The sequence below is a fragment of the Lentzea sp. NPDC054927 genome, from assembly GCF_053610285.1.
Genome location: NZ_JBSGXZ010000004.1, coordinates 296,169 through 318,368, shown reverse-complemented (window position 1 = coordinate 318,368; position 22,200 = coordinate 296,169). Strand labels below are relative to the sequence as shown.

At 67.7% G+C, this 22,200-nt stretch carries 19 protein-coding genes and 1 tRNA gene; 11 read left to right on the top strand and 9 right to left on the bottom strand.

Features of this window, described 5'->3' with window-relative positions:
* Positions 1 to 5 precede the first annotated feature (5 nt).
* The 3 genes from ACWGE0_RS09675 to ACWGE0_RS09665 form a co-directional block, all read right to left on the bottom strand.
* Positions 6 to 755, bottom strand: coding sequence for a sulfite exporter TauE/SafE family protein (locus ACWGE0_RS09675; protein ID WP_452260469.1), 750 nt, complete (start codon positions 753 to 755; stop codon positions 6 to 8).
* Between the two features lie 121 nt (positions 756 to 876).
* Complete coding sequence (locus ACWGE0_RS09670) at positions 877 to 4,002, bottom strand: hypothetical protein (RefSeq protein ID WP_452260468.1); 3,126 nt, start codon at positions 4,000 to 4,002, stop codon at positions 877 to 879.
* A 242-nt stretch (positions 4,003 to 4,244) separates the two neighbouring features.
* Complete coding sequence (locus ACWGE0_RS09665) at positions 4,245 to 6,866, bottom strand: SdrD B-like domain-containing protein (protein WP_452260467.1); 2,622 nt, start codon at positions 6,864 to 6,866, stop codon at positions 4,245 to 4,247.
* 255 nt (positions 6,867 to 7,121) lie between these two features.
* Between ACWGE0_RS09665 and ACWGE0_RS09660 the strand changes: the two genes are divergently transcribed.
* The 3 genes from ACWGE0_RS09660 (at position 7,122) to ACWGE0_RS09650 (ending at position 8,840) form a co-directional block, all read left to right on the top strand.
* The gene (locus ACWGE0_RS09660) at positions 7,122 to 7,553 is read left to right on the top strand and encodes a helix-turn-helix transcriptional regulator (RefSeq protein WP_452260527.1); all 432 of its coding nucleotides are present in this window, start codon (positions 7,122 to 7,124) and stop codon (positions 7,551 to 7,553) included.
* Between the two features lie 10 nt (positions 7,554 to 7,563).
* Complete coding sequence (locus tag ACWGE0_RS09655) at positions 7,564 to 7,974, top strand: VOC family protein (protein WP_452260466.1); 411 nt, start codon at positions 7,564 to 7,566, stop codon at positions 7,972 to 7,974.
* 158 nt (positions 7,975 to 8,132) lie between these two features.
* Positions 8,133 to 8,840 (top strand): class I SAM-dependent methyltransferase, encoded by a 708-nt coding sequence (locus ACWGE0_RS09650; protein ID WP_452260465.1) that lies wholly within the window; start codon positions 8,133 to 8,135, stop codon positions 8,838 to 8,840.
* Positions 8,841 to 8,881: 41 nt separating this feature from the next.
* Here ACWGE0_RS09650 and ACWGE0_RS09645 read toward each other — a convergent pair.
* Positions 8,882 to 8,966 (bottom strand) — tRNA-Ser (locus ACWGE0_RS09645).
* Positions 8,967 to 8,995: 29 nt separating this feature from the next.
* Positions 8,996 to 9,427: a MarR family winged helix-turn-helix transcriptional regulator gene (locus ACWGE0_RS09640; RefSeq protein ID WP_452260526.1), complete on the bottom strand. Its 432-nt coding sequence runs from the start codon at positions 9,425 to 9,427 to the stop codon at positions 8,996 to 8,998.
* A gap of 166 nt (positions 9,428 to 9,593) precedes the next feature.
* On the opposite strand from ACWGE0_RS09640, the gene ACWGE0_RS09635 reads away from it, so the two are divergent.
* The 4 genes from ACWGE0_RS09635 (at position 9,594) to ypfJ (ending at position 14,274) form a co-directional block, all read left to right on the top strand.
* Positions 9,594 to 11,309 (top strand): bifunctional metallophosphatase/5'-nucleotidase, encoded by a 1,716-nt coding sequence (locus ACWGE0_RS09635; protein ID WP_452260464.1) that lies wholly within the window; start codon positions 9,594 to 9,596, stop codon positions 11,307 to 11,309.
* Positions 11,310 to 11,407: 98 nt separating this feature from the next.
* Complete coding sequence (locus tag ACWGE0_RS09630; protein ID WP_452260463.1) at positions 11,408 to 11,974, top strand: hypothetical protein; 567 nt, start codon at positions 11,408 to 11,410, stop codon at positions 11,972 to 11,974.
* Between the two features lie 55 nt (positions 11,975 to 12,029).
* Positions 12,030 to 12,779 carry a hypothetical protein gene (locus ACWGE0_RS09625; protein WP_452260462.1) on the top strand — a complete coding sequence of 250 codons (750 nt, stop codon included), beginning with the start codon at positions 12,030 to 12,032 and terminating at the stop codon, positions 12,777 to 12,779.
* A 598-nt stretch (positions 12,780 to 13,377) separates the two neighbouring features.
* Positions 13,378 to 14,274, top strand: coding sequence for a KPN_02809 family neutral zinc metallopeptidase (ypfJ, locus tag ACWGE0_RS09620; protein ID WP_452260461.1), 897 nt, complete (start codon positions 13,378 to 13,380; stop codon positions 14,272 to 14,274).
* A gap of 393 nt (positions 14,275 to 14,667) precedes the next feature.
* Here the strand turns inward: ypfJ and ACWGE0_RS09615 are convergent, their stop codons facing one another.
* Together ACWGE0_RS09615 and ACWGE0_RS09610 are read right to left on the bottom strand one after the other, a co-directional pair.
* Positions 14,668 to 16,176: a M28 family metallopeptidase gene (locus tag ACWGE0_RS09615; RefSeq protein WP_452260460.1), complete on the bottom strand. Its 1,509-nt coding sequence runs from the start codon at positions 16,174 to 16,176 to the stop codon at positions 14,668 to 14,670.
* Positions 16,177 to 16,256: 80 nt separating this feature from the next.
* The gene (locus ACWGE0_RS09610; protein WP_452260459.1) at positions 16,257 to 16,889 is read right to left on the bottom strand and encodes a GNAT family N-acetyltransferase; all 633 of its coding nucleotides are present in this window, start codon (positions 16,887 to 16,889) and stop codon (positions 16,257 to 16,259) included.
* Positions 16,890 to 16,934: 45 nt separating this feature from the next.
* Here ACWGE0_RS09610 and ACWGE0_RS09605 point away from each other — a divergent pair, with 45 nt between their 5' ends.
* On the top strand, positions 16,935 to 17,900 hold the full coding sequence (locus tag ACWGE0_RS09605; RefSeq protein WP_452260458.1) for an NAD(P)H-quinone oxidoreductase: 966 nt from the start codon (positions 16,935 to 16,937) through the stop codon (positions 17,898 to 17,900).
* On the opposite strand, the gene ACWGE0_RS09600 is transcribed toward ACWGE0_RS09605, so the two are convergent.
* Together ACWGE0_RS09600 and ACWGE0_RS09595 are read right to left on the bottom strand one after the other, a co-directional pair.
* Positions 17,884 to 18,528, bottom strand: a complete 645-nt coding sequence (locus ACWGE0_RS09600) for a class I SAM-dependent methyltransferase (RefSeq protein ID WP_452260457.1) — start codon at positions 18,526 to 18,528, stop codon at positions 17,884 to 17,886. The two genes, ACWGE0_RS09605 and ACWGE0_RS09600, sit on opposite strands and share 17 nt — an antisense overlap.
* 19 nt (positions 18,529 to 18,547) lie before the next feature.
* Positions 18,548 to 19,747 carry a cysteine desulfurase-like protein gene (locus ACWGE0_RS09595; protein WP_452260456.1) on the bottom strand — a complete coding sequence of 400 codons (1,200 nt, stop codon included), beginning with the start codon at positions 19,745 to 19,747 and terminating at the stop codon, positions 18,548 to 18,550.
* A 90-nt stretch (positions 19,748 to 19,837) separates the two neighbouring features.
* On the opposite strand from ACWGE0_RS09595, the gene ACWGE0_RS09590 reads away from it, so the two are divergent.
* The 3 genes from ACWGE0_RS09590 to wzm are packed head-to-tail and all read left to right on the top strand — an operon-like array spanning position 19,838 to position 22,186.
* Positions 19,838 to 20,314, top strand: coding sequence for a bacterial proteasome activator family protein (locus tag ACWGE0_RS09590; protein WP_406601550.1), 477 nt, complete (start codon positions 19,838 to 19,840; stop codon positions 20,312 to 20,314).
* A gap of 58 nt (positions 20,315 to 20,372) precedes the next feature.
* Complete coding sequence (locus ACWGE0_RS09585) at positions 20,373 to 21,212, top strand: class I SAM-dependent methyltransferase (RefSeq protein ID WP_452260455.1); 840 nt, start codon at positions 20,373 to 20,375, stop codon at positions 21,210 to 21,212.
* A gap of 59 nt (positions 21,213 to 21,271) precedes the next feature.
* Positions 21,272 to 22,186, top strand: a complete 915-nt coding sequence (gene wzm, locus ACWGE0_RS09580; protein ID WP_452260454.1) for a galactan export ABC transporter permease subunit Wzm/RfbD — start codon at positions 21,272 to 21,274, stop codon at positions 22,184 to 22,186.
* Positions 22,187 to 22,200: the final 14 nt, after the last annotated feature.

Sequence of the window (22,200 nt, the reverse complement as noted above, 5' to 3'; positions counted from 1 at the left end):
AGGACCTACTTCGTGAGCAGCTGAACGATCGCCGCGACTCCCACCACCACGATGACGCCGCGCAACACGGCGGGTGGGAGTTTGCGGCCGATCTTCGCGCCGATCTGGCCGCCGACGACAGACCCGACGGCCAGCAGCAGCACGGCCAGCCAGGCCACGTCGGCGATGAAGATGAACAGCACGCCCGCGACCAGGTTCACGAACGCGGTCAGCAGGTTCTTCAGCGCGTTCATCCGCTGCAGGTGGTCGTTGACGAGCACGCCCATGATCCCCATGACCAGCACGCCCTGCGCGGCACCGAAGTAGCCGCCGTAGATGCCCGCGGCGAAGACCCCGAGCCACAGCAGCACGCCGCCGTCGTTGTCACTGCGCTTGTGTGAGAGCTTGCGGTTGAGCCATGGCTGGATGACGACGAGCACCAGCGCGATGACGATCAGCACCGGCACGATCGCCTTGAACGCCTTGTCCGGCAACGTCACCAGCAGGATCGCGCCGACGATGCCACCGAGGATCGACGCGGGCAGCAACCGGGTGATGCGGTCCTTCTGGCCCTTCAGCTCCTCGCGGTAGCCCCAGGCGCCGGACAACGAGCCGGGCACCAGGCCGAGGCTGTTGGACACGTTCGCGACCACGGGCGGGTAGCCGACGGCCAGCAACACGGGGAACGTCACGAGCGTGCCGCTGCCGACGACGGTGTTGATGCCGCCTGCGAACACACCCGCGATCACCACCGCGATTGCTTCCCAGACCGTCATGTCCACCCCCGTACCCACTGGTTAGCGACGCTAACACTCCACTCGGGACGGCGAAGTGTGTCGCTAACTACAACAGGCCCGGCACTCGAAGTGAGTGCCGGGCCTGCGTCTGGATCTTCAGTTATGCGATCTGGCGGCGACGTCCGACGACGCTGGCACCAAGGCCGAAGGCCACGAGCAGCGCGCCGAGCAGGCCGAGGCCCAGCACGGACGCACCGGTCTTGGCCAGCACCTCAGCCGTACCGCCGCCGGAACCACCGGACGCGACCGGCGTGACGACGGCCGGCTCCTGGTCCTCCGGCAGCGGGTAGCCCGGGTCCTCGACCTCGGGGCCGGGCACGAGGTTGAACACCTGCACCCACTGCTCGCCGCCTGCCCGCACGAGGAACCACGGGTTCATCCGGCGGATCTCGACCTTCCACGGACCGGGCACGACCACGTCGTACTTGCCGACCGGCAGCTGCGAGACGCCGAAGCCGCCCTGGGCGTCGGTGATCGTGCGGGCGACAACCTTCTTCGTGCCGGCCTCGACGATGACGACGGTCGTGTCCGGCTTCGGGACCTCGGTCCAGTTCTCGCCGTCGGTCACGAGCTTGCCGCGCGCGTCGGCGCGCAGGCCGACCACCTTCAGCTCGTCGCCGGCGCGAGCGGCACCGGGGTCGGACGAATCGGGGGCGAAGGCGCAACCGAGGGTGGCGTAGCCGATCGACCCGGCCTCCTCCGGCAGCGGCCCGTTGACCCGGAACGTGCGCTTCTCGCCGTTCGGCACGGACACGCCGCCGCCGTCCCATGCGAGGGCGCCCCAGCCGGGACCGTGGTTGGAGATCTCGCCGGGCTCGCCGGGGCCGCTGCACAACGCGTTCACGGTGGGCAGGTCGGCACCGGTCTGGTTGTCCAGCGTGATGTCGGCTTCCCAGCTCTCGGCCGCCGTGTAGACGTCCTTCGTGAACTTGACGGCCGCGAAGAACTTGTCCGAAAGCGGACGCTCCGCACCGACCTCGAGCACCGACTCCGCGTTGGCGCTGACGGTCAGCCTGTCGGTGTAGGAGCCGGGCCGCACCCAGCCGTCCGGGTACGAGGCGTAGAAGGTGTAAACGCCGACGGGGATGTTCTTGAACGACGCGCGACCGGCCTCGTCGGTCTTGCTGGAGCCCCAGAAACCAGGCCGGGTGCCGCCGCTGACGGACACCTCGACGTTCGGGAACGGCTTCTCGTCCGCGTCCTTCTGCTTGTTCTTGTTCGCGTCGGCGTAGAGCACGATCGCCGCGTCACCGCTGAGGTACGTGACGGTGGTGGTCGCGATGGCATTGGTGGCGCCGGGGTTGTAGTTGATCGGCGTGAAGACCTGGACCGGCAGGTTGACCTTGTTGTCGCCGTTCAGCCAGCCCGCGGTGCCGACGACGGTGATCTCCCTGGTCTCGCCGGGCCACAGGTACACCTTCTTGCTCTCGTCGCCCATGTCGCCGAACTGCGACCGGTCGAACTCGAGCACGTTGCGCAGGTCCGGCGTCAGCGGACCGAGGCGCAGGCCGACCTGGGCCTCGTGGCCCCTGCCGACGTTCTTCACGGTGATCGTGGCGCGCATCGGCTCGGCGATGTCGTACGAGGCCTTGTCGAAGCTCGCTGCGACGATGATGGTCGGGCGGTGGCTGACGTCGGGCACGTCGACGTCGCTAGGCACGACGTTGAGGTCGCGCTGGACCGTCTGGTCGGCGACGATGTCGACGACGAACTCGTTGCCGTCCTGCGGCTTCCACTTGCCCGCGACCTGCAGCACGACCTTGCCGGGGTTGAGGCTGTAGATCCTCAGGGTGCCGTTGCCGTCGACCAGGATGGTGTCTTTGAGCGGGCGGCGCGTGACGGGGTCGAGCACGTTCACGACCGCGTTGCGCAGGAGCTCGCCGTTCTCGGCGTTGACGACCTTGCCCTCGAACGCACCGTTCACGCCGGTCACGTCCGCACGGACGTTGCCGAACCACGCGGCGCCGTTGGTGTTGCGGCCGTTGTTGCCGAAGAAGCAGTTGGCGTAGATCCACGGGTTGGTCAGCTTCGGCATGTCCGTGGTGACGAACACCGTGATCTCACCGTTGGCCGGCACCGTGACGCCGGGGCCGTCCGGCTGCAACGCCGAGAAGTTGTCGCTGTTGAGGTATTCCGGGCCGTAGCCGTTGCAGACCGCGACGATCCGTTCGAGCGGCAGGCTGCTGGAGTTCTTCAGCGTGATGTTCAGGCCGGGCTTCTCGCTGGCGTGGTACTTCGGCTTGTCGAACGCCATGGTCGCCGTCAGCGTCTCGCGCACGGGCGCGACCACGGGCACCTCGAAGTACGCTTCCTTGCCCGCCTCGATCACGAACTCGCGGTGACCGGGCTTCACGGCCCGCTGGTCGTTGCCGACCTGCGAGATCGTGTACTTGCCGGCGATGGCGCTCCACACCTTGAACGCACCGTTGGCGTCGCCGTGGCCCCAGACGTCGCCGACCGGCGTGCCGCCCCTCGCGACGAAGTACGAGTTCGCGAGGCCCTCACCCTGGTCGAACCGGCCGTTGTTGTTCGCGTCGACGTAGATCACGCCGGACGCGGAACCCTTGACCTGGCGGATCTGCAGGTACAGGTCCCTGCCGTTGTCACCGGGCGTCGGGTCGGCGATGCCGTCGATCGTCGCGCGGAACTGGAAGGGCACCGAATCGGTGGTCGGGGTGGACGGCCGCAGCACGACCCGGAAGGACTTCTCCGCACCGGGCAGGAGCGACGGACGGCTGCCCAGGTCGCCGGCACCGGTGACGAGCCACGCCTGTGTGCTCTCGTAGCCGAGCCGGATGTTCGGCGCGGGCGCGGCGCCCTTGTTCTTCACGGTGAGCGTGAGACCGAGGTCCTCACCCGCCGGGTACTCGGCGCGGTCCGGGGTCACGGTCACGGCCAGGTCGGCGCGTGGCTCGTTCGCGAGGGCAACCAACGGCGGCACGGCCGCCTGCTCGTCCTTCTTCTCGTCCTCCGGCTTCGTCTCCGGGGTGGACGGGGCCGTGGTCGGAGGCGTGGACGGCTCGACGGGAGTGGTGGACGGCGGCGTGCCCGGCTCACTCGGCGAGGTCGACGGCGGCGGCGTGCTCGGCTCGCTCGTCGACGTCGACGGCGGCGTGCTCGGCTCGGTCGTCTGCGTCGGCTCGACGGCCGACGTCGGCGTTTCCGGCTCCTGCGCGAGCGCCCCGGTGGTGGCGGCGCCGAACGCGAGCACGGCAGCGGTGGTCAAGGCCCCGATTCTGAGCAGGGCACGACTGACAGATCTTTCGGACAATGGAATCCCCCATAGATCCCTCGTGGTGAGTCCGCCGACGTCATGCCCCCGCGCGCGCCTGCAGAATGCGGTGAAGCTACCCCAGCGAACTCTCTTGTGGAAGCCGGTTCCACCTCACACGCTCCATTTTGGAGGGAGCGTGTGAGGTGAAACTCAACGTGTAACGCTCCTGGTCTCAGGCTTGCGCCGGTGGATGGTCAAACGCTCCTGCGTCGACCGGCAATGCGCGCGCCGAAGCCGAATGCCACGAGAAGCACCGCGACCACGCCTAGTCCGAGCACGCTGGCGCCGGTCTTGGCGAGCGCGCCACCGGTGCCGAAGCCATTGCCCTGTTCGTCCTGGTGGCCGTTGTCGCCACCGCCCGGCGGCGCGGGAGCCGGACCGGGCACCACGAAGAACGAGCTGCGCGTCAGGCTGTCGGCCCCGACGCCGACGTGGCCGCCCCACTCACCCTCGAACTTCCACGGACCGTCGACCTGCACCCAGTAGTCGCCCGCCGGGACACCGTCGAAGCGCACGTTGCCTTCAGCGTCCGAGACCGCCTCGGCGACCATGGCGCCGTATTCGCGGTCGGTCATCAACAGGACCCTGGTGTTCGGGATGGCCTCGCCGGGGTCAACCTCGTGGTTCTTGTCGCGGTCGTACGCGAGCGATCCGGCCAGGGAGCCCAGCCCGCCGGGAACGGCTGCCCAGTCGTAGGCGGTGACGAAGTCGGTGTTCCACCCGGCCCACGGCCCGAAGTCGCAGTTCACGACCACCTTGTTCTGCCAGCGCGCGCCCTGGGGCACCTTCTCCTTGATGACGAACGTCCTCGTCTCGCCGGCGCCGAGCGTCACACCCTTGTCTCGAAGATCGCCCCAGCCCTCGACCATCGGCCACTGGCCGAGCTGGTTGCTGTCGCCCACCCGGTTGCACGCCGCCTGGATGCCCTCGACCGCGTAGCCGGCCCGGTTGGACAGGGTGACGGTGATCTCGGCTTCCTCACCGATCGAGTAGACCGACTTGTCGAGCACCATCGTCGCCACGAGCGCCTCGGAGGCCGGGCGCTCCGCACGTGCGGTGAGCTGCACGGGCGTCCCCGGCACCACGCGGATCTCCTGGTTGCCCTCGACGTGCACGACCCACCCACCGGCCAGCGTGTAACCGACGTAGTAGTTGCCGGACGGGATGTTCTTGAACGAGTAACGACCGTTGGCGTCCGTCGTGGTCTTGACGTACCCGTACGGCACACCGCCGTTCGCCTCCACCAGCACGTCCGCAGCTACCTCGCCGGGATCCTGCTGCTTGTTGTGGTTGCGGTCGATGTAGACGACGCCGTTGATGTCACCGGTGGTCTGCACGACCTCGACCTCGGCGCTGTAGGTGTTGCGGCCGGGGTTCGGCACGTCGATGTACTCGAGCATGCCGGAGATGTCGAGCTTGCCGTTGTCGAACTTGCGGATCTTCGCCGTGATGTTGAACGTGTGGGACGCGCCGGCGGGAATCCGCACGCCGGGACCGTCCCACCTGGCGTCACCCCATTGGCTGCTGGGGATGTCGAGGTCGGAGTACATGTCCTGGATCCGGAGGCGTTCGGCGGTCTTGCCACCGGAGTTCGTCACGATGACGTCCACCCGCACGAGCTCGTGCGACTCGTATCGCGTCTTCTCGAACTTCGCCGTGGCGCGCAGATATGCGGCCGACGCGTACTTCACGAACTTCTCGGCCGTGCCGCCTTGTTCGGTGACGTGCACGAGCCCCTGGTTGTCGTCGGTGAGCGCCCACAACCCGCGGGGCACGACCCGGTAGTCGCCGGCCTTCAGACCGGTGAACTCGGCCTTGCCGTCCTGGCCACTGGTGCGTTCGGCGACCTCGGCGCCGGTCTTCAGGTCGAGCAGCAGGATCTTCGCACCGCTGACGGCCTCACCGGCGTCGACGCGCTGGTTGGCGTTCTTGTCCTCGCCGAACACCATCGAGTACGTGATGCCGCCGACCACCTGCGCCCGGAGGTCCACCTTCGGCCCGTCGGTGTTCCAGCTGATGTTCGGGGCGAAGTCACAGGCGAGCGTGACGACGCCCGCCGTGAGGGCGCCCTGCGGGATCTTCTCCTCGACCGTGATCCTGCGCTGCTGACCGGGGTCGAGCGAGAAGCCCATCTGCAGGTACCACTCCTGGCTGGTACCGAGTGCGTGCCGGGTCTGCCCGCGGTTGCACTCCGAGGAGATGCGGTTGATCCGGCGAGTGGAGTTGTTGGTGAAGGTCGCCGTGATCTTCGCCTTGCCCGGGTACTCGTAGCTGTCGCGGTCGAGCGACGCGGTGACCGCGAGCTGCTCCGAGTAGGGGCGCTCCGCCCGCACCACCATCTCGGTCTTGGCGTTCGCGGTGACCGTGAGCATGTTGCCGTTCATGTCGGCGCGGTGCACGACCCAGCCGTCTTGCAGCTCGTAGACCGGGTTGTAGGTGCCCGGCGCGACCCCGGCGAACCCGAACTTGCCGTCCGCGTCGCTGGTCGTCCGGTGCGGGGTGCTGCCGTAGAGGTTGATCACGCCGCCGGAGATCGCCTCACCGGGATCCTGCTTCTCGTTGCCGTTCTTGTCGCCGTAAAGGACACCGGTGACGTTGTTCTCCGCCTGCTGCTCCTGCTGCTGTGCCGGGGCAGGAGGTGGTGCCGGCTGCTCGCTGGTGGGCGGCGGCGCGGTGGTCGGCGTCTCGGTAGCCGACGCTTCCGTGCTCGGCGGCGCTGTTGTCGCCGTTGTTTCGGCGGGTGCCGGAGGCGCGCTCGTCGGGTCGTCCTGAGCGAACGCCGCGGAGTTGAACACGAGCGCAGCAGCGGTGACCAACGCACCGATTCTGAGCGCAGCAGTGAACGAGCTACTACCTGACAACGGATCCCCCAATAAGACCCCGACGTTGTGTCTGCCGACGTCAGAGCCCCCGCACGCGTCCGCAAGACGTCCGAAAAGTACCTCAACCAACGTGCGCGCGGAAGTGTCGATGCGGTCACGAAAATAGGTCCAAGATTTTCTTCTGGCGAGGGCAACCAAGGGTCTTGGAAAAGCGTGAGCATCGCGGGGAGGACTGTGTCCGTTGGTGGCATGCTGGTCGCCGTGACGCCGGAGGACCTAGCGCACCTGCGCAGGGCGCGTGACCTGATGGACCGCGAATACGCGAGCCCACTGGACGTGCCCGCGATGGCCCGCGCCGCCCTGATGTCGCCGTCGCACTTCTCGCGCCAGTTCCGCGCGGCCTACGGCGAGACCCCGTACGGCTACCTGATGACCAGGCGCATCGAGCGCGCCAAGGCGTTGCTGCGCCTGGGAAAGCTGTCCGTGACCGAGGTCTGCGTGGAGGTCGGCTGCACCTCGCTCGGTTCGTTCTCCTCCCGCTTCACCGAACTGGTGGGCGAAACGCCGTCCGCCTATCGTTCGCGCCCTCATTCAGGCCTGGCCGCGGTACCGGGCTGCCACCTGAAGGGCCTGACGAGACCGAGCAGGTTTCGAGAAGCGGCGCCGCGCCCGCCTTCCTAGGCTTCGCTGCATGAAGCTCTCGCACACGTTCCTCTTCGTCCACGACCAGGACGCCGCCAAGAAGTTCTACCGCGACGTCGTGGGCCTCGAGGTCCGCACCGACGAGTCGGTGGAGGACTACCGCTGGCTGACCGTCGGCCCCGCCGACCAGCCGGACATCGAGATCGGCCTGTCCCTGGTCGGCCCGCCCGTCCCACCGACCGACTACGAGACGCTGAACGCGTTGCTGGCCAAGGGATCCCTGCACGGCGTCATCTTCGAGCTGGACGACGTGGACGCGAAGTTCGAACAGGTCCGCGCAGCCGGCGCCGAAGTCCTCCAGGAGCCGATCGACCAGTTCTACGGCGTCCGCGACTGCGCGTTCCGCGACCCGTCCGGCAACATGATCCGCTTCTCAACCCCACGTTCCGTCACGCCGTAAATCGCTTCTAACTCGGGCCGTTGGCCTGCTTTAGTGGTGCCTTCTGGCGCACTTACGAGACAAGGTCGATGCCATGGGCAGCCCCGGACACACCGGGTGCCTCCGCAGTACCCGGTGATACCTCGCATCCTTTCGTTGCGATCACCAGGAGCTTCACCTTGACGTGGTACACCACTTTCTTCACCGACCTCGCAAACTCCTTCTGGCGCGGCGCAGTCCAGCCCGCGCAGACCGTTGCCGAGATCGACTTCGTAACCGGTTTCACGACAGGCTCACGCGTGCTGGACGCGCCGTGCGGCAGCGGCAGACACAGCATCGAACTGGTCGGCCGCGGCTATTCGGTCATCGGTCTCGACATCTCATCAGAAGCCATCGCTTTCGCCCGCACGTTGAACTCGGACGTCGACTGGCGCCTGGACGACGTCCGCAACCTCGCCTCGCACGGCGTCACGGCGGACATCGCCATCTGCATGGGCAACAGCTTCGGCTATCTCACCCATCCGGAATCCGAGCAGTTCCTAGCCGACCTGGCCGCGGCCGCACCCGTAGCGGTGCTCGACTACGGCTGCGCGGCGGAGGTACTGCTGCCTTCGCTGCCAGGCGAGATCCGGATGTCGGCGGGCGGCGTCGACATGATCGCCGCCAACTCGTACGACGTGGCAACCGGGCGGCTGCTGATCGACTTCACCTTCACCGATGGTGAGCGGGTGCAGCGGTCTGGCTGCGTCCAGCACGTTTACCCGGCCGGAGAGCTCAGCCGGATGCTGATTGCGGCCGGGTTCTCGTCGGTGGAGCTGTTCGGTGATACCGATGGCAGTGCGTTCGGAATTGGCAGCCATCGGTTGCTGGCGGTGGCGCGACGCTGAAATGCAGAAGGCCGGGGCATTGCCCCGGCCTTCGTCAGCTGCGGAAGCGGAGGGATTTGAACCCCCGGACGGTTGCCCGTCTCCCGCTTTCAAGGCGGGTGCATTCGGCCGCTCTGCCACGCTTCCCCGACACCAGGCGGTGTCAGCCGAGAAGCCTAGCCGTTCGACTCCCGCAGGTGTGTCATGACCCGGTCGAACACCTTGGCCAGGACTTCGCCTTCCTCGGGGGTGATCAGGTCGACGATGTGGGCTCGGACGCCGGCCAGGTGGGTCGGGGCGGCGTTCACCAGTTGGGACATGCCCTTCTGGGTCAGTTCGGCCAGGACGCCTCTGCCGTCTTCTGTGCACTCGCGGCGCAGGACGAGGCCTGCCTTTTCCATTCGGGCCACCTGGTGGGAGACGCGGGACTTCGAGGAGGCCACGTCTTCGGCCAGTTGGGTCATGCGCATGCGTTGGTTGGGTTGCTCGGAGAGGCGGACCAGGATTTCGTAGTCCGCCAGTGACACTCCGTGGGTGTCCTGAAGCTCTCGGTGCAGCCGGTCCATGAGCATGGAAGAACCGTTCACGTAGGTGCGCCACGCACGCATCTCGCCGTCGTCGAGCCAGCGCGGCTCCTGCTCACTTGACGTCACGCGAACAAGGCTAAACCCGCGCATGACGATCGAGTCATTCCTCTGGAAAACGGGGCGTCGGCGAGGCAGACTCCTCCGCCGTACACGCGCGTTAACCACGCCTTGGAGAGGCTTCTAACCCATGAGTTCGTTCAGACGGCTTTCCGTTCTGGCGATCACCGCCGCCGCGGCCACTGTCATCAGCGCAACCGGGCCTGCCCAGGCCGATGTCCAGTCCCTGCGCGGGCGGGGCACGGTTGACGTGCGGCTGATCGGGATCAACGACCTGCACGGCAACCTCGAGCCGCCCAGCGGGTCGTCGGGGCGGGTCATCCTGCCGGACGGCACGACCGTCGACGCTGGTGGTGCCGCTTTCAACGCGACGCACATCAAGAACCTCCAGAAGGAGGTCAAGAACTCCGTCGTCGTCGGGCAGGGTGACCTGATCGGCGGGTCGCCGCTGGTGTCGGCGCTGTTCCACGACGAGCCGACGATCGAGGTGCTCAACAAGGTCGGCATGGACACGACCGCGGCGGGCAACCACGAGTTCGACGAGGGCTACAAGGAGCTTCTGCGCATGCAGCGCGGTGGCTGCCACCCGGTGGACGGTTGCCAGTTCCGCGACAACTACCCCGGCGCGAAGTTCCCGATCCTCGGTGCGAACGTCACGCACGCCCAGTCCGGGCTGCCCGCGCTGCCGCCGTTCTGGGTGGAGATCCGCGACGGTGTGCCGATCGGGTTCATCGGCATGCCGCTCAAGGACGTGCCGATCCTGGTCGACCCGAACGGCATCAAGGACGTCAAGTTCGGTGACGAGGTCAAGGCGGCCAACAAGTACGCCAACCTCCTCGACGCGATCGGCGTGAAGTCGATCGTCCTGCTCGTGCACCAGGGCGACCAGGTCACGTCGACCGGTGGCGGGCCCAACGCCTGCAACGTGTCGCCGATGAACCCCGGCAGCTACATCGCCACCAACGTCAGCCCGAAGATCGACGCGGTCTTCTCGGGTCACAGCCACCAGCACTACAACTGCGTGGTCAAGGACCCGGCCGGCAACCCGCGCCCGTTCATCGAGGGCCTGGCGTTCGGGCGTGAGCTCAGCGTCGTCGACCTCAAGATCGACCGCCGGACGCGCGACGTCGTCCGCGGTGAGACCAAGGCCGAGAACAAGATCGTCACCCGCACGGTCGCGGCGGACCCGCTGATCCAGTCCGTGATCGACGTGGCGAAGACGAAGTCGGCACCGATCGCGAACCGGCAGATCGGCACGATCAAGCAGGACATCCCCAAGGCGGCGAACGCCAACCTCGAGTCGCCGCTGGGCAACCTGATCGCCGACTCGCAGCTCGCGGCCACCGCGGGCAACGGCGCGGTGCTCGCCCTGATGAACCCCGGCGGCGTGCGCGTCGACCTCACCTACGCCAGCAGCCCCGCGGGCGAGGGCGACGGTGTGGTCACCTACAACGACGCGTTCACCGTGCAGCCGTTCAGCAACATCCTGCAGACGATCACGCTGACCGGTGCGCAGCTCAAGAACGTGCTGGAGCAGCAGTTCAGCGCGACGAGGACGTTCGTTCTGCACCCGTCGGCCGGCCTGAAGTACAACTGGTCGGCGTCCGCGCCGTTCGGCTCGAAGATCTCCGACATCGTGCTCAACGGAACCCCTGTCGACCCGAACGCGAGCTACCGCGTGACGATCAACAGCTTCCTGCAGGGTGGCGGTGACGGCTTCAGCGAGTTCACCAAGGGCACGAACATCACCGGTGGTGGCATCGACCTGGACGCGTTCGCCGCGTACCTGACGGCGCACCCGAACCAGGGTCCCCCCGCGCTCGACCGCATCACGAAGCTGCCGTAACCGCAGAACGCGGTTGAAGGCCATCTCGGCGACGAAAAGTCGCCGAGATGGCCTTTTTCGTGTGTCGGATTGCTCCATTTGATCTAGGGTGAGGGCCGATGTCCTGGTTGCGTCGGCTCCTGCTGCTCGCCGGTCTGATGACCGGCGCCTGGCTGCTGGGCAGCGCAGGTGAGGCGAACGCCGACGTCAAGGTCGAGATCGACCAGCTCAAGGTCGAAGTGCGGCTCCCCGTCGTCGACATCGGAGTGAAGGTCGAGACCGGGCTCGTCCCGCAGCAGCCGGAAGCGCCCGTCCCGCCGAAGCCGGATCCGCGCGTCGAAACTCCCGCTCCGCCTCCTGCAGCGCCGCAGACGCCTCAGCCGGCCGTCGAAACGCCCGTCCAGGCAGAGGTGCCGCAGCAGGCCACACCGCACGCACCACCTCAGACGCGGCCCACCAACCCCGCGCCCGTCCCGCAGCAGCCACAACCGCAGGCCGAGCAGCCGATCACCGGCACGCTCCCGCAGAGCGGCGCTGGGGCGAGCGCGAGCGGTGGCCAGATTCCGGTGGGCACGCTGCCGCACGTGATGCGGCCGCCCACCACCACGACGTCTCTCATCAGCACAGAACAGCAAGACGTGCCGCGCATCGTGCGCGCGGAGGAGCCGACGTTCTCGCCTGACTGACCCCGTGCGGGTCTCCACAGCCACGCACAGGTCAATCACTCCAGGGAGAACAGTCATGCGCAAGAACCTCAACCGGACCATGTCCGCCGCACTGCTGACCGGCGGACTGCTGGTCGCGACCGCCGGGTGGGCTCAGGCCATTCCCGTGCCGATCAACATCGACGACGAGGTCCGCGTCGGCAACCTGGTGAGCGTCCCGGTCAAGGTCTGCGGCAACGCGATCAACGTGCTGGGCAACAGCGACGCCACGTGCGAGGAGAAGCCCGCCGCGCGGCTGCAGGCCGACAAGGCCCTCGTCTCCGCGCCGGTCACGGTGTGCGGCAACTCGGTCGGCGTCGCCGGCGGTGGCGACGGCAGCTGCGGCACGACCAAGCCGGAGGAGCCCAACGGCACCATCGAGGCCCCGGTGACGGTCTGCGGCACCAGCGCGGCCGTGCTCGGCACCGCGAGCGGTGACTGCGGCAAGACCGACGTGCCCGAGGAGCCCCAGCCGGAAGACCCCAAGCCGGAGGACCCGAAGCCCGAGGAGCCCCAGCCGGAGCAGCCGGGCGAGAACCCCGGCAACGGCAACCCCGGTGGTGGCAACAACGGTGACAACTCCGGTGGCGGCAACACCGGCGACGACTCGGGCGCGGGCACCCCGCAGACCGGCAACAAGGCTTCGCAGTCGCAGCAGCTGGCCTCGCCGATCCCGAACCTGTCGAAGACCGGCGCCGACCCGCTGGAGTTCCTGCTGGTGGGTCTGGGCCTGATGACGGCGGGCGTGATGGCCCGCCGCGGCGCTCGTCGCGTCACCAAGGCCTGACCACCAGGGCCTTTTCTTCGAGGCCTGATCGTTTCCTGATCGTTTTACGACAATCGCCCGGCGAGTGCTCACTCGCCGGGCGATTGCTGTCTGCACAGTCGATCTCCGCAGGTCACCCGTCTGACTTCACCAATTCAGGTTTCGGGTGAGGTGTTGAGAAATGTGACGATCAAGCGCATGCTCGATAACGAGCTGGCAACCGGTAGGTGAATGAACTAGACCACCCGGAGGCCACGCCCAGAAGGGGTAGGTGGTGCTGTGCAGGTATCTCCTCGCTGTGGCGAAACGCGGTCTGTTGCATCCCCGCGAGTGGATCGGACGTGAACGGTCCGGTCGCGATTGCGTAGCAACGGACACGAGGTTTCGGGTGCCCAGGCGCCATCGGCGTCGCTCGGCGCACTTCGACGCTGTTGAGCTCGGCATCGGTTTCGTCTCATGGCGTCACCGGTTGAGCGCCACGCCAACTCTCGTGGGCCGTAGTCGTCACTACCAAATGGGAAGTCCTCGGTGCGGTGCCCCGACGTCGGGCTCCGCACCGAGGCATGTTTCGTGCTTTATCGTTTGCGGCACCCATGGGGTCCTTGGCAGGAGGATTGCGGTGCAGTTCAACGAAGGCGCGGAACTCGATCTTTCCCAGGTTTCGGACCAGCGGGGCGTCGGTGGCCGAGTGGCCGGCGTCGGCGGTGGCCTCGGCGTGGTCGGCCTCATCATCTACTTCCTGGTGCAGCAGTTCACCGGCATCCAGCTGCCCGCGGGCGGCCTGGAGGGGCTGGGCCAGAACACGCAGGTCGAGTCCAGCCAGCTGGCCGAGAAGTGCAAGACCGGCGCCGACGCGAATCGCGACAGCGACTGCCGGGTCGTGGCCACGATCAACTCGATCCAGGCGTTCTGGACCGACCAGTTCGCCAGGTCCGGCAACTCGTACCAGGTCACCAAGACCAACTTCTTCCGCAACAGCGTGAACACCCGCTGCGGCAACGCCACCTCCGCGGTCGGGCCGTTCTACTGCCCCGCCGACTCCCAGGTGTACATCGACCTGGACTTCTTCAACGAGCTGCGCACCAAGTTCGGCGCGACCGGTGGCCCGTTCGTGGAGGCCTACGTGCTGGCCCACGAGTACGGCCACCACGTGCAGAACCTGCTCGGCACCTCCGACCGGGTCACCTCGCGCACCGGCCCGACCTCGGACTCGGTGCGGCTGGAGCTGCAGGCGGACTGCTACGCGGGCGCCTGGGCCAAGGCGGCGACGACCGTGCCGAGCTCCAACGGCCAGCCCCTCATCTCGAACATCACCAAGGAAGACGTGAACGCGGCCCTCGACGCGGCGGCGCGCATCGGTGACGACTTCATCCAGCGCGAGCTCGGCGGCGGGCGGGTCGACACGACCAAGTTCAGCCACGGCAGCTCGGCGCAGCGGCAGAAGTGGTTCAACACCGGGTTGGAGACCGGGGATCCGGCGCGCTGCAACACGTTCGACACGAACAACCTGGGCTGACGCCCGCTGGAACGCGAGAAGGCCGGGCCTCCTGAGGGAGACCCGGCCTTCGTCGTGTGATGCCAGGGCCACGAGGTGTGGCGAGGCCGCGATGGGCAGCGGCCCCAAGGTGACCACCGCGCGATTGGGGCTTGACTTTGGGTTCGAGGCGCTACCGTGTTCGGATCGGCCGGGCTCTTTGTGCCCGGCTTTTGAAGGCCGATGAGCGCCTCGAAAGGGCCCCGAAGTCAAGCCCCAATCGCATCGCGGCGCCAGCCGCGAGACGTGAGCACGCGCGGCAACGCGATCACCGCGGGCGCACCCCAGATCCCAGCCGCACCAACGAAACGGCGGCGGCACCCGAAGGCACCGCCGCCGAATCCAGCGAGCAGAGAACTGCCGAGCAGCGAACTATTAGGAAGCGGCCGCGTGCGAGTGGTCGTGCGCGGCGGACTTCATGAGAGCCGCGGACTTGCGGGCGTCGGCCCGCTTCGAACGCGGCGGCACGCCGTTGACGTCCTCGGTCGAGACGCCGTAGGCCGCGGTCACGAACGCGATGGCGCCTGCGTTGCGGCCCAGGGCCGTGCGGTCGATGTTGCCGAGGTTGTCGCACTTCGAGTGGTAGCAGGGGTCGTAGGCGACTCCTGCGGTGCCGCCCCACTTGGCTGCCTGCGCTGCGGTCTTGACGCCCTCGGCGCCGGTGAAGAGGCCGCCGGCCGGGATGCCCTGCGCGATGAACTCGCCGTAGTCCGAACGGCCCGAGAAGTCGGTGCCCTCGGTCGGGACACCCTTGGCCACGAAGTAGTCGGCGAAGGCCTTCTCGATCTGGGCCGAGCCGTACGGGCCGGCGCCCGCGCCGACGTTGTCGGAGTTGTCGCCGTCGTAGATGAAGTACGCGGCGTTCGGGGAGCCGACCATGTCGAAGTTCAGGTACAGCGCGATGTCCAGCTGCTGTTCGAACGTCAGCGAGCGGACGTAGTACTCGGAGCCGATCAGGCCGCGCTCTTCTGCACCCCACCAGGCGAACCGGATGGCGTTGTCGACCTTCGGGCGCGAGCCGAGCTGCAGGGCGGTCTCGAGCAGCGACGCGGAGCCGGTGCCGTTGTCGTTGATGCCGGGGCCGACTTCGACGCTGTCGAGGTGCGAGCCCGCCATCACGACGTTGTTGGTGCGGCCGGTACGAGTCTGCGCCACGACGTTGCGTTCGGTGCGGGACTCGGTGTGCGAGCGCATGTCGACGGTGACCGCGGAACCGGCCTTGGTCGCCAGGGTGTTGCCGTCGGCCTGGGAGATGCCGCCGGTCGGGATCACGCCGGGGTTGGTCAGCGTCACGTTGGACAGCGGGCCGGCGACGTTGTTCGAGACCAGCACGGCCACGGCGCCCGCGGCGGCCGCGTTGAGGTGCTTCTGCTCGAACGTGCACCCGCCGCGGCGGATCAGGGCCACCGAGCCGGTGAAGTTCTGGCCGGCGAAGTCGCTGGCCTCACAGCCCGTGGTGGTGTCTTCGGGGACCACGCGCAGCGGGCCCGTCACGCCGCCGACAGGGGTCTGCGGTGACTGGACCAGGATCAGCGCCTGGTAGTTCACGCCGTCGACGCGGGCGGACTCCGCGTCGTTGACGTCGATGTCGTAGGTGAACGTCGGCGTCGAGACGATGAAGCCCTCGTCGCGGAGCTTGCCCGCCACGTAGTCGACGCTCGCGTTGTAACCGGGCGTCAGGGCGGCGCGGTTGCCGCCGTTGCGGTCGGCGATGCGCTGGAAGGCGATCAGGTGCCGGTTGACGCCCTCGACGGTCACCTTCTTCGCGAGCTTCTTGGCGAGTGCGGGGCCTTCTGGTTCAACTGCGGCGGACGCGGTGGCGGTGGGGGCTGCGACCAGTGCCGAAATGGCAAGCACGGTCGCCAGCTTGGATCTGCCGGACATGTGAACGTTCCCCTTCGTTCGAGATGGCTGAACCCTCACAAAAGGGAGACCTGGGCCACAATCCGTCGGTCGGTGGGTGTTCAGCCGGTGATCAGCTGAACACAGTCAGCAAGCCCCTCGACGGTGACCTTCCAGTCCGGGCGCACGAAGTTCGCCGCGTCCAGGCGCAATCGCACGTGTTCAAGACGTTCTCCGCGCGGTGCGGCAGCGATCGTGCCGTCGTGGACGTAGCCGAGCTTCTCGCTGACACGGTTGGACGCGATGTTGCCCATCCATGCAGCTGATCTCGCAATGTGGGCACCGAGGTGATCGAACGCGAACTGCAGCACGGCGATCCGCATCTCGGTGCCGTAACCGTGGCCGTGGTGCTTGAGGCCGAGCCACGACCCCGTGTTCACCTCACGCAGCGCGCCGAAGTCACGCGCGCCGATCTCCTGGACGCCGATGACCTCGCCCTCACACCGCACCAGGAACGTGATCGCCCAGTCCTTCGCGGCGAACTTCGCCCGGTTGCTCCAGAAGAACTGGACCATGCCGAGTCCGTTGTCCTCGGCCAGGCTGTCGGTCCACGGCACGTTGAACGGCATCTCGGCCGGGTCGTGCACGCCTTCCTTCGCCACCTCGACGAGCTCGAACAGCCCCTCGTCGTCGTCCGGGCGCAGCTCCAGACGCGGTGTGCGGAGAACCAGATGCCGTAGTGGCCAAGCGTCCATGTTCCGATGGTGCCCGACCTGTCGAACGGTATTACGGTCGACTGTATGCATGCCATCTCTGTTCGCGAACCCGGCGGCCCGGACGTGCTCGAGTGGACCGAGGTCCCCGACCCCGTGCCCGGCCCCGGTGAGGTGCTGATCGACGTAGCCGCGAGTGCGGTCAACCGCGCGGATCTGTTGCAGCGGCAGGGTTTCTACCCGCCACCGCCGGGCGCTTCCGACATCATCGGGCTGGAGTGCTCCGGCACGATCGCCGCGCTCGGCGAGGGCGTGACCGGCTGGAACGTCGGCGACGAGGTGTGCGCGCTGCTGGCCGGCGGCGGCTACGCGGAGAAGGTCGCGGTCCCGGCGCCGCAGGTGCTCCCGTTGCCCAAGGGCGTCGACCTGGTCACGGCCGCCGCACTGCCCGAGGTCGCGTGCACGGTGTGGTCGAACGTCGTGATGGACGGCCGGTTGAAGCTCGGCGAGACGTTCCTCGTGCACGGCGGTGCGGGTGGCATCGGCACGCACGCGATCCAGGTCGCCAAGGCGCTCGGCGCGACCGTCGCGGTCACGGCCGGTTCCGACGAACGGCTCGCGAAGTGCGCGGAACTCGGCGCGGACATCACCGTCAACTACAAGACCCAGGACTTCGTGGCCGAGGTCGAGCAGGCGGACGTCGTCCTCGACAACATGGGCGCCTCCTACCTCCCCCGCAACATCGACGTGCTGGCGCCGGACGGCCGGTTGATGATCATCGGCATGCAGGGCGGGGTGAAGGGCGAGCTGCCGATCGGGAAGCTCCTCACCAAGCGGGCCTCGGTGATGGCGACCGGGCTGCGTGGACGGTCGATCGACGGCAAGGGCGCGATCGTGGCGCAGGTCCGCGAGCACCTGTGGCCGTTGATCGAGAGCGGGGCCGTGCAGCCGATCGTCGGGCAGGTCGTGCCGATGTCGGACGCCGCGCGGGCGCACCGGTTGCTGGAGGCCAGCGACGTCTTCGGGAAGGTGCTGCTCAAGCGAGAGCGGTAGCAGCGGCCAGCGAGGTCCGGGGAGCCGTGCGGAACTCCAGCCCGAACTCCTCGGACCACCGCGTCAGCACCGCCGCCTCGTCCGGGCGGTCGACGTCGTCCGCCAGCACGGTCGCGCCCGGTGCCAGGACGGCGCGCAGCACGGGCAACGCCGGATAGCGCGAGTCGCCGAACCCAGGTCCGTCCACCAGCAGCAGGTCCACCAGGCCGAACCGCTCGACGTACCCGAGCACCTCGTCGTGCACCTGCTGCGGCGCGTACCACTGGCCGTGCCGCGACAACGCCGCCGGATGCCGTGACAACGGCGCGTGCACAACGCGTGCGACCGAACCCAGACCTTCGCGCCTTAGTTGTGAGGCAACGAAAGCAGCCGTGCGTTCGTCGTGCTCGATCGCCAACAGGTGTCCGAAACCGCGCTGCTGCAACAAACGCGCCAGCAGGACCGAAGATGAGCCGCAGCCCAGTTCGACCAGGACGGTCCGGGCGCCGAGCACGATCTCGTCCATCACCGCGACGAGGGCGGCGGGGCGCAGGTCGCCGACGAGCGACGGCAGGTACTCGGTGTTCAACGAGCCGATGCGCTGCAGGGCCGAGAGATCGGCGAGCTCGCGAGCAAGCGAGTCGTCCAAGAATGATCTCCCAAACTCTTCAGCCCAGTTCGGCCACCGCCCTGACCAGGTCGTCCATCTCGACGGCGTTCGTGTAGTGCGCGAGCCCGATGCGGATGGCGCCACCGATCTCGCCGACGCCTAACACCGAGAACACGCCGTGCTGACCGGGGTCGGCGAACGCGCAGACGCCCCGCGAAGCGAGGTGTGCGACGCCGTCCTCCGCCTTGACCCCGGCGATCGAGAACGCCAGCGCGGGCACCCGCCTCATGGCGTCGCCGATCACCATCACGTGTCGCAGCGAACGCAGTTCGTTGATGAGATTAGCGAGCAGCCCGGCCTGGTAGGCCTTCACGGATCCCAAAGACGTGACCAACCGCTCACGGCGCGTGCCCGACGCCGCGTCGTCGAGGTCAGCCAGGTAGTCCACGGACGCGACCAGACCGGCGAGCATCGGGTAGGCGTGCGGGCCGAGTTCCAGCCGTTCCGGGCCGCGGGCGGCGGGGTCGAACGAGACCGACGGAAGCCGTTCCAGCACCGACGGGTCGCGGAACACCAGCGCGCCGACCGGCGGGCCACCCCACTGACCAGAGGAAAGAGCCACCACGTCCGCGCCCATGCCGATGATGTCCAACGGCACGAACGGCGCGGCCGACGACGCGTCCACGACCATCAACGAACCGTGCGCACGGGCCACCGCCGAGATCTTGCCCAGGTCCGGGCGAGTGCCGACGACGCCGGACGCCGCGGTGATGGCGATCAGCTTGGTGCGGTCGGTGACCAGTTCGTCGTACTGCCAGCTCGGCAGCTCGCAGGTCTCGATGTCGATCTCTGCCCATTTGACCGCGCTGCCGGTGCGCTGGGTGGCGCGCAGCCACGGCGCGATGTTCGCCGGGTGGTCCAGCCGGGACACGAGGACCTCGTCGCCCATGAACCAGTCGTCGGTCATCGCCTCGGCGAGGCGTTGCAACAACACAGCGGAGGACGGACCGAGCACCACACCCGCCGGATCGCCACCGACGAGGTCCGCGACGGACCTGCGGGCGGCGTCGACGATGGCCTCGGCGCGTTGGGAAGCGGGGAAGATGCCACCGGGCCCGGAGACCGGGGCGCGCAGCGCGGTGGAGACGGCGGTGGCGACCTGTTCGGGCACCTGCATGCCGGCCGGTGCGTCCAGGTGGACCCAGCCGTCGCCGAGCGCGGGGAAGAGCCCCCGTACCCGTGCGACGTCGAACGCCATGCCACACACCGTACGTATGAACGCAAACACAGTGTCGGCCAGCCCCCACCCGGCTAACCGTCAAAACACGAAAGAGACGAGGATGGGTACATGAACCAGGAGCAGCCCGTTGTGATCGTCGGCGGCCAGGACGGCGACATCACCGACATGGTCGAGCAGCCCGCGAAGGTCATGCGGATCGGCACGATGATCAAGCAGCTGCTCGAGGAGGTGCGGGCGGCACCTCTGGACGAGGCGAGCCGCAACCGCCTCAAGGAGATCCACAAGCGGTCCATCGAGGAGCTCGAGGACGGCCTGGCGCCGGAGCTGCGCGAGGAGCTGGAGCGGCTCTCGCTGCCGTTCACCGAGGAGGGCACTCCGTCGGACGCCGAGCTGCGGATCGCGCAGGCGCAGCTCGTGGGCTGGCTGGAGGGCCTGTTCCACGGGATCCAGACGGCGTTGTTCGCCCAGCAGATGGCCGCGCGGTCGCAGCTGGAGCACATGCGCGGCCGCGCGCTGCCCGCCGGCAGCAGCGGCGAAGGTCACGACGGTGGCACCACTGGGAAAGGCACCGGCCAGTACCTCTAGCCGAGGCACCGGGGGGTGGCCCTACGATGCGCGCTGAACTTCCCTGAGAGGAGCCATCGTGCTCGAGCAGGTGCGCCGCGGTCTGTCCGCCAAGCAGTTGCGCCACAAGTTGCGCGTCAAGGCGATCGAAATCGTCACGGACGCCGTGGCGCCGATCCGCGCCCAGATCGACGACCTGCAGAAACAGGTCGACGAGCTCCGGGTGGAGATCCGCCACCAGGGCGACCGCGCCGTGGACCAGACGCGTCAACTCGAGGTGCGCACGCGCCGCGACCTCGTGTTCGCGGGTGAGCAGGAGGCCGCGCTGCAGAGTGCGAACTTCGTGCGCGACGAAATGCCTCACACGCCGCAGTTCGGTCACCCGCACGAGACACTCGAGTACGCGCTGTCGCTGGCCCCCGAGGGCGGCCTCGCGCTGGAGTTCGGCGTCTACACGGGCACCACTCTCAAGATCATCGCGACCGCTCGGGAAGGCGCTGACGTCTACGGCTTCGACTCCTTCGAGGGTCTGCCGGAGAACTGGCGCAACAGCTTCCCCGCGGGCACGTTCAACGTCGACGGCCTGCCCGAGGTGCCGGGTGCCGAGCTCGTCGTGGGCTGGTTCGACGACACCCTGCCGGGCTTCCTGGAGGCCCACCAGGGTCCCGTGACGTTCCTGCACGTCGACTGCGACCTGTACTCCTCCACCAAGACCGTGCTGGAGCTCGTCGGGCCCCGCCTGGTCGAGGGCAGCGTCATCCTGTTCGACGAGTACTTCAACTTCCCGGGCTGGCGCGACCACGAGCACAAGGCGTGGACCGAGTACCTCGAGCAGACCGGCATCGAGTTCACCTACGAGGCGTTCACCTACGACAACGAGCAGGTGGCCATGAAGGTGATCAAGATCCCGGCCCGGTGACCACTCCGTGACGTACCGGCGTCCAGGTCGTTCTCAGGACGCCGGTACGCTCAGTCCTCGTGCAAGCCACCAGTACCCTCGACCAGCCCGAGGCGCCGCCTGCCGTCCCGTCGCGCAGCTTCAAGCGCGCGTTCGCCGACGTCCGCGAGGCATGGGACCACCGCGAACTGTGGGGTCACCTCGGCTGGCAGGACATCAAGCAGCGCTACCGCCGATCGGTCATCGGTCCGTTGTGGATCACGATCTCGATGGGCACGACAGCCCTCGCGCTCGGCTTGCTGTACTCGGTGCTGTTCAAAGCGACCGTTCCGACGTTCCTGCCGTACGTGACGGTCGGCTTCATCGTCTGGAACTTCATCGTCGGCTGCATCACCGAGGGCACCGACGTCTTCATCGCGAACGAGGGGCTCATCAAGCACCTGCCCGCGCCGATCACGGTCCACGTGATGCGCATGGTGTGGCGCCAGGTGCTGTTCCTAGCGCACAACCTCGTGGTCTACGCGATCGTGCTCGCCATCTTCTTCACCTCGCTCAACCACGAGTACCGGATCGCCCCGGACAGCCCGCTGCAGCCGGGCCTGAGCTGGACCATCGTGCTGGCGATCCCCGGCTTCGCGCTGCTCGCGATCAACGCGGTGTGGATCTCGCTGCTGTTCGGCGTCATCAGCACCCGCTTCCGGGACATCCCTCCGGTGGTGAACAGCTTCATCAACCTGGTGTTCTTCATGACGCCGATCGTCTGGGACACCGGCGTGCTGAACCGCGTCACCGGCGGTGGCGACAACGACTGGCGCATGCTGATCGCCGAGCTCAACCCCGTGTACCACTTCGTCGAGATCGTCCGCGCTCCGCTGCTCGGCCACACGGTCGACTGGCACCACTGGGCGATCGTCGGTGGCTTCACGGTCGGTGGCTGGATGCTCGCGATGGTCATCCTGCGCAACTACCGCGCCCGCGTTTCCTACTGGGTCTAGAGGAGGTCGACAAC

What these genes read in the sequence shown, in the direction of transcription:
- ACWGE0_RS09655 (WP_452260466.1), top strand. Translation starts at nt 7,564, where the DNA reads ATGAAGCTCTCGCACACGTTCCTCTTCGTCCACGACCAGGACGCCGCC.
- ACWGE0_RS09630 (WP_452260463.1), top strand. Translation starts at nt 11,408, where the DNA reads ATGTCCTGGTTGCGTCGGCTCCTGCTGCTCGCCGGTCTGATGACCGGC.
- ACWGE0_RS09635 (WP_452260464.1), top strand. Translation starts at nt 9,594, where the DNA reads ATGAGTTCGTTCAGACGGCTTTCCGTTCTGGCGATCACCGCCGCCGCG.
- ACWGE0_RS09660 (WP_452260527.1), top strand. Translation starts at nt 7,122, where the DNA reads ATGCTGGTCGCCGTGACGCCGGAGGACCTAGCGCACCTGCGCAGGGCG.
- ACWGE0_RS09595 (WP_452260456.1), bottom strand. Translation starts at nt 19,747, where the DNA reads ATGGCGTTCGACGTCGCACGGGTACGGGGGCTCTTCCCCGCGCTCGGC.
- ACWGE0_RS09675 (WP_452260469.1), bottom strand. Translation starts at nt 755, where the DNA reads ATGACGGTCTGGGAAGCAATCGCGGTGGTGATCGCGGGTGTGTTCGCA.
- ACWGE0_RS09610 (WP_452260459.1), bottom strand. Translation starts at nt 16,889, where the DNA reads ATGGACGCTTGGCCACTACGGCATCTGGTTCTCCGCACACCGCGTCTG.
- ACWGE0_RS09590 (WP_406601550.1), top strand. Translation starts at nt 19,838, where the DNA reads ATGAACCAGGAGCAGCCCGTTGTGATCGTCGGCGGCCAGGACGGCGAC.
- ACWGE0_RS09640 (WP_452260526.1), bottom strand. Translation starts at nt 9,427, where the DNA reads ATGCGTGCGTGGCGCACCTACGTGAACGGTTCTTCCATGCTCATGGAC.
- ACWGE0_RS09625 (WP_452260462.1), top strand. Translation starts at nt 12,030, where the DNA reads ATGCGCAAGAACCTCAACCGGACCATGTCCGCCGCACTGCTGACCGGC.
- ACWGE0_RS09615 (WP_452260460.1), bottom strand. Translation starts at nt 16,176, where the DNA reads ATGTCCGGCAGATCCAAGCTGGCGACCGTGCTTGCCATTTCGGCACTG.
- ACWGE0_RS09605 (WP_452260458.1), top strand. Translation starts at nt 16,935, where the DNA reads ATGCATGCCATCTCTGTTCGCGAACCCGGCGGCCCGGACGTGCTCGAG.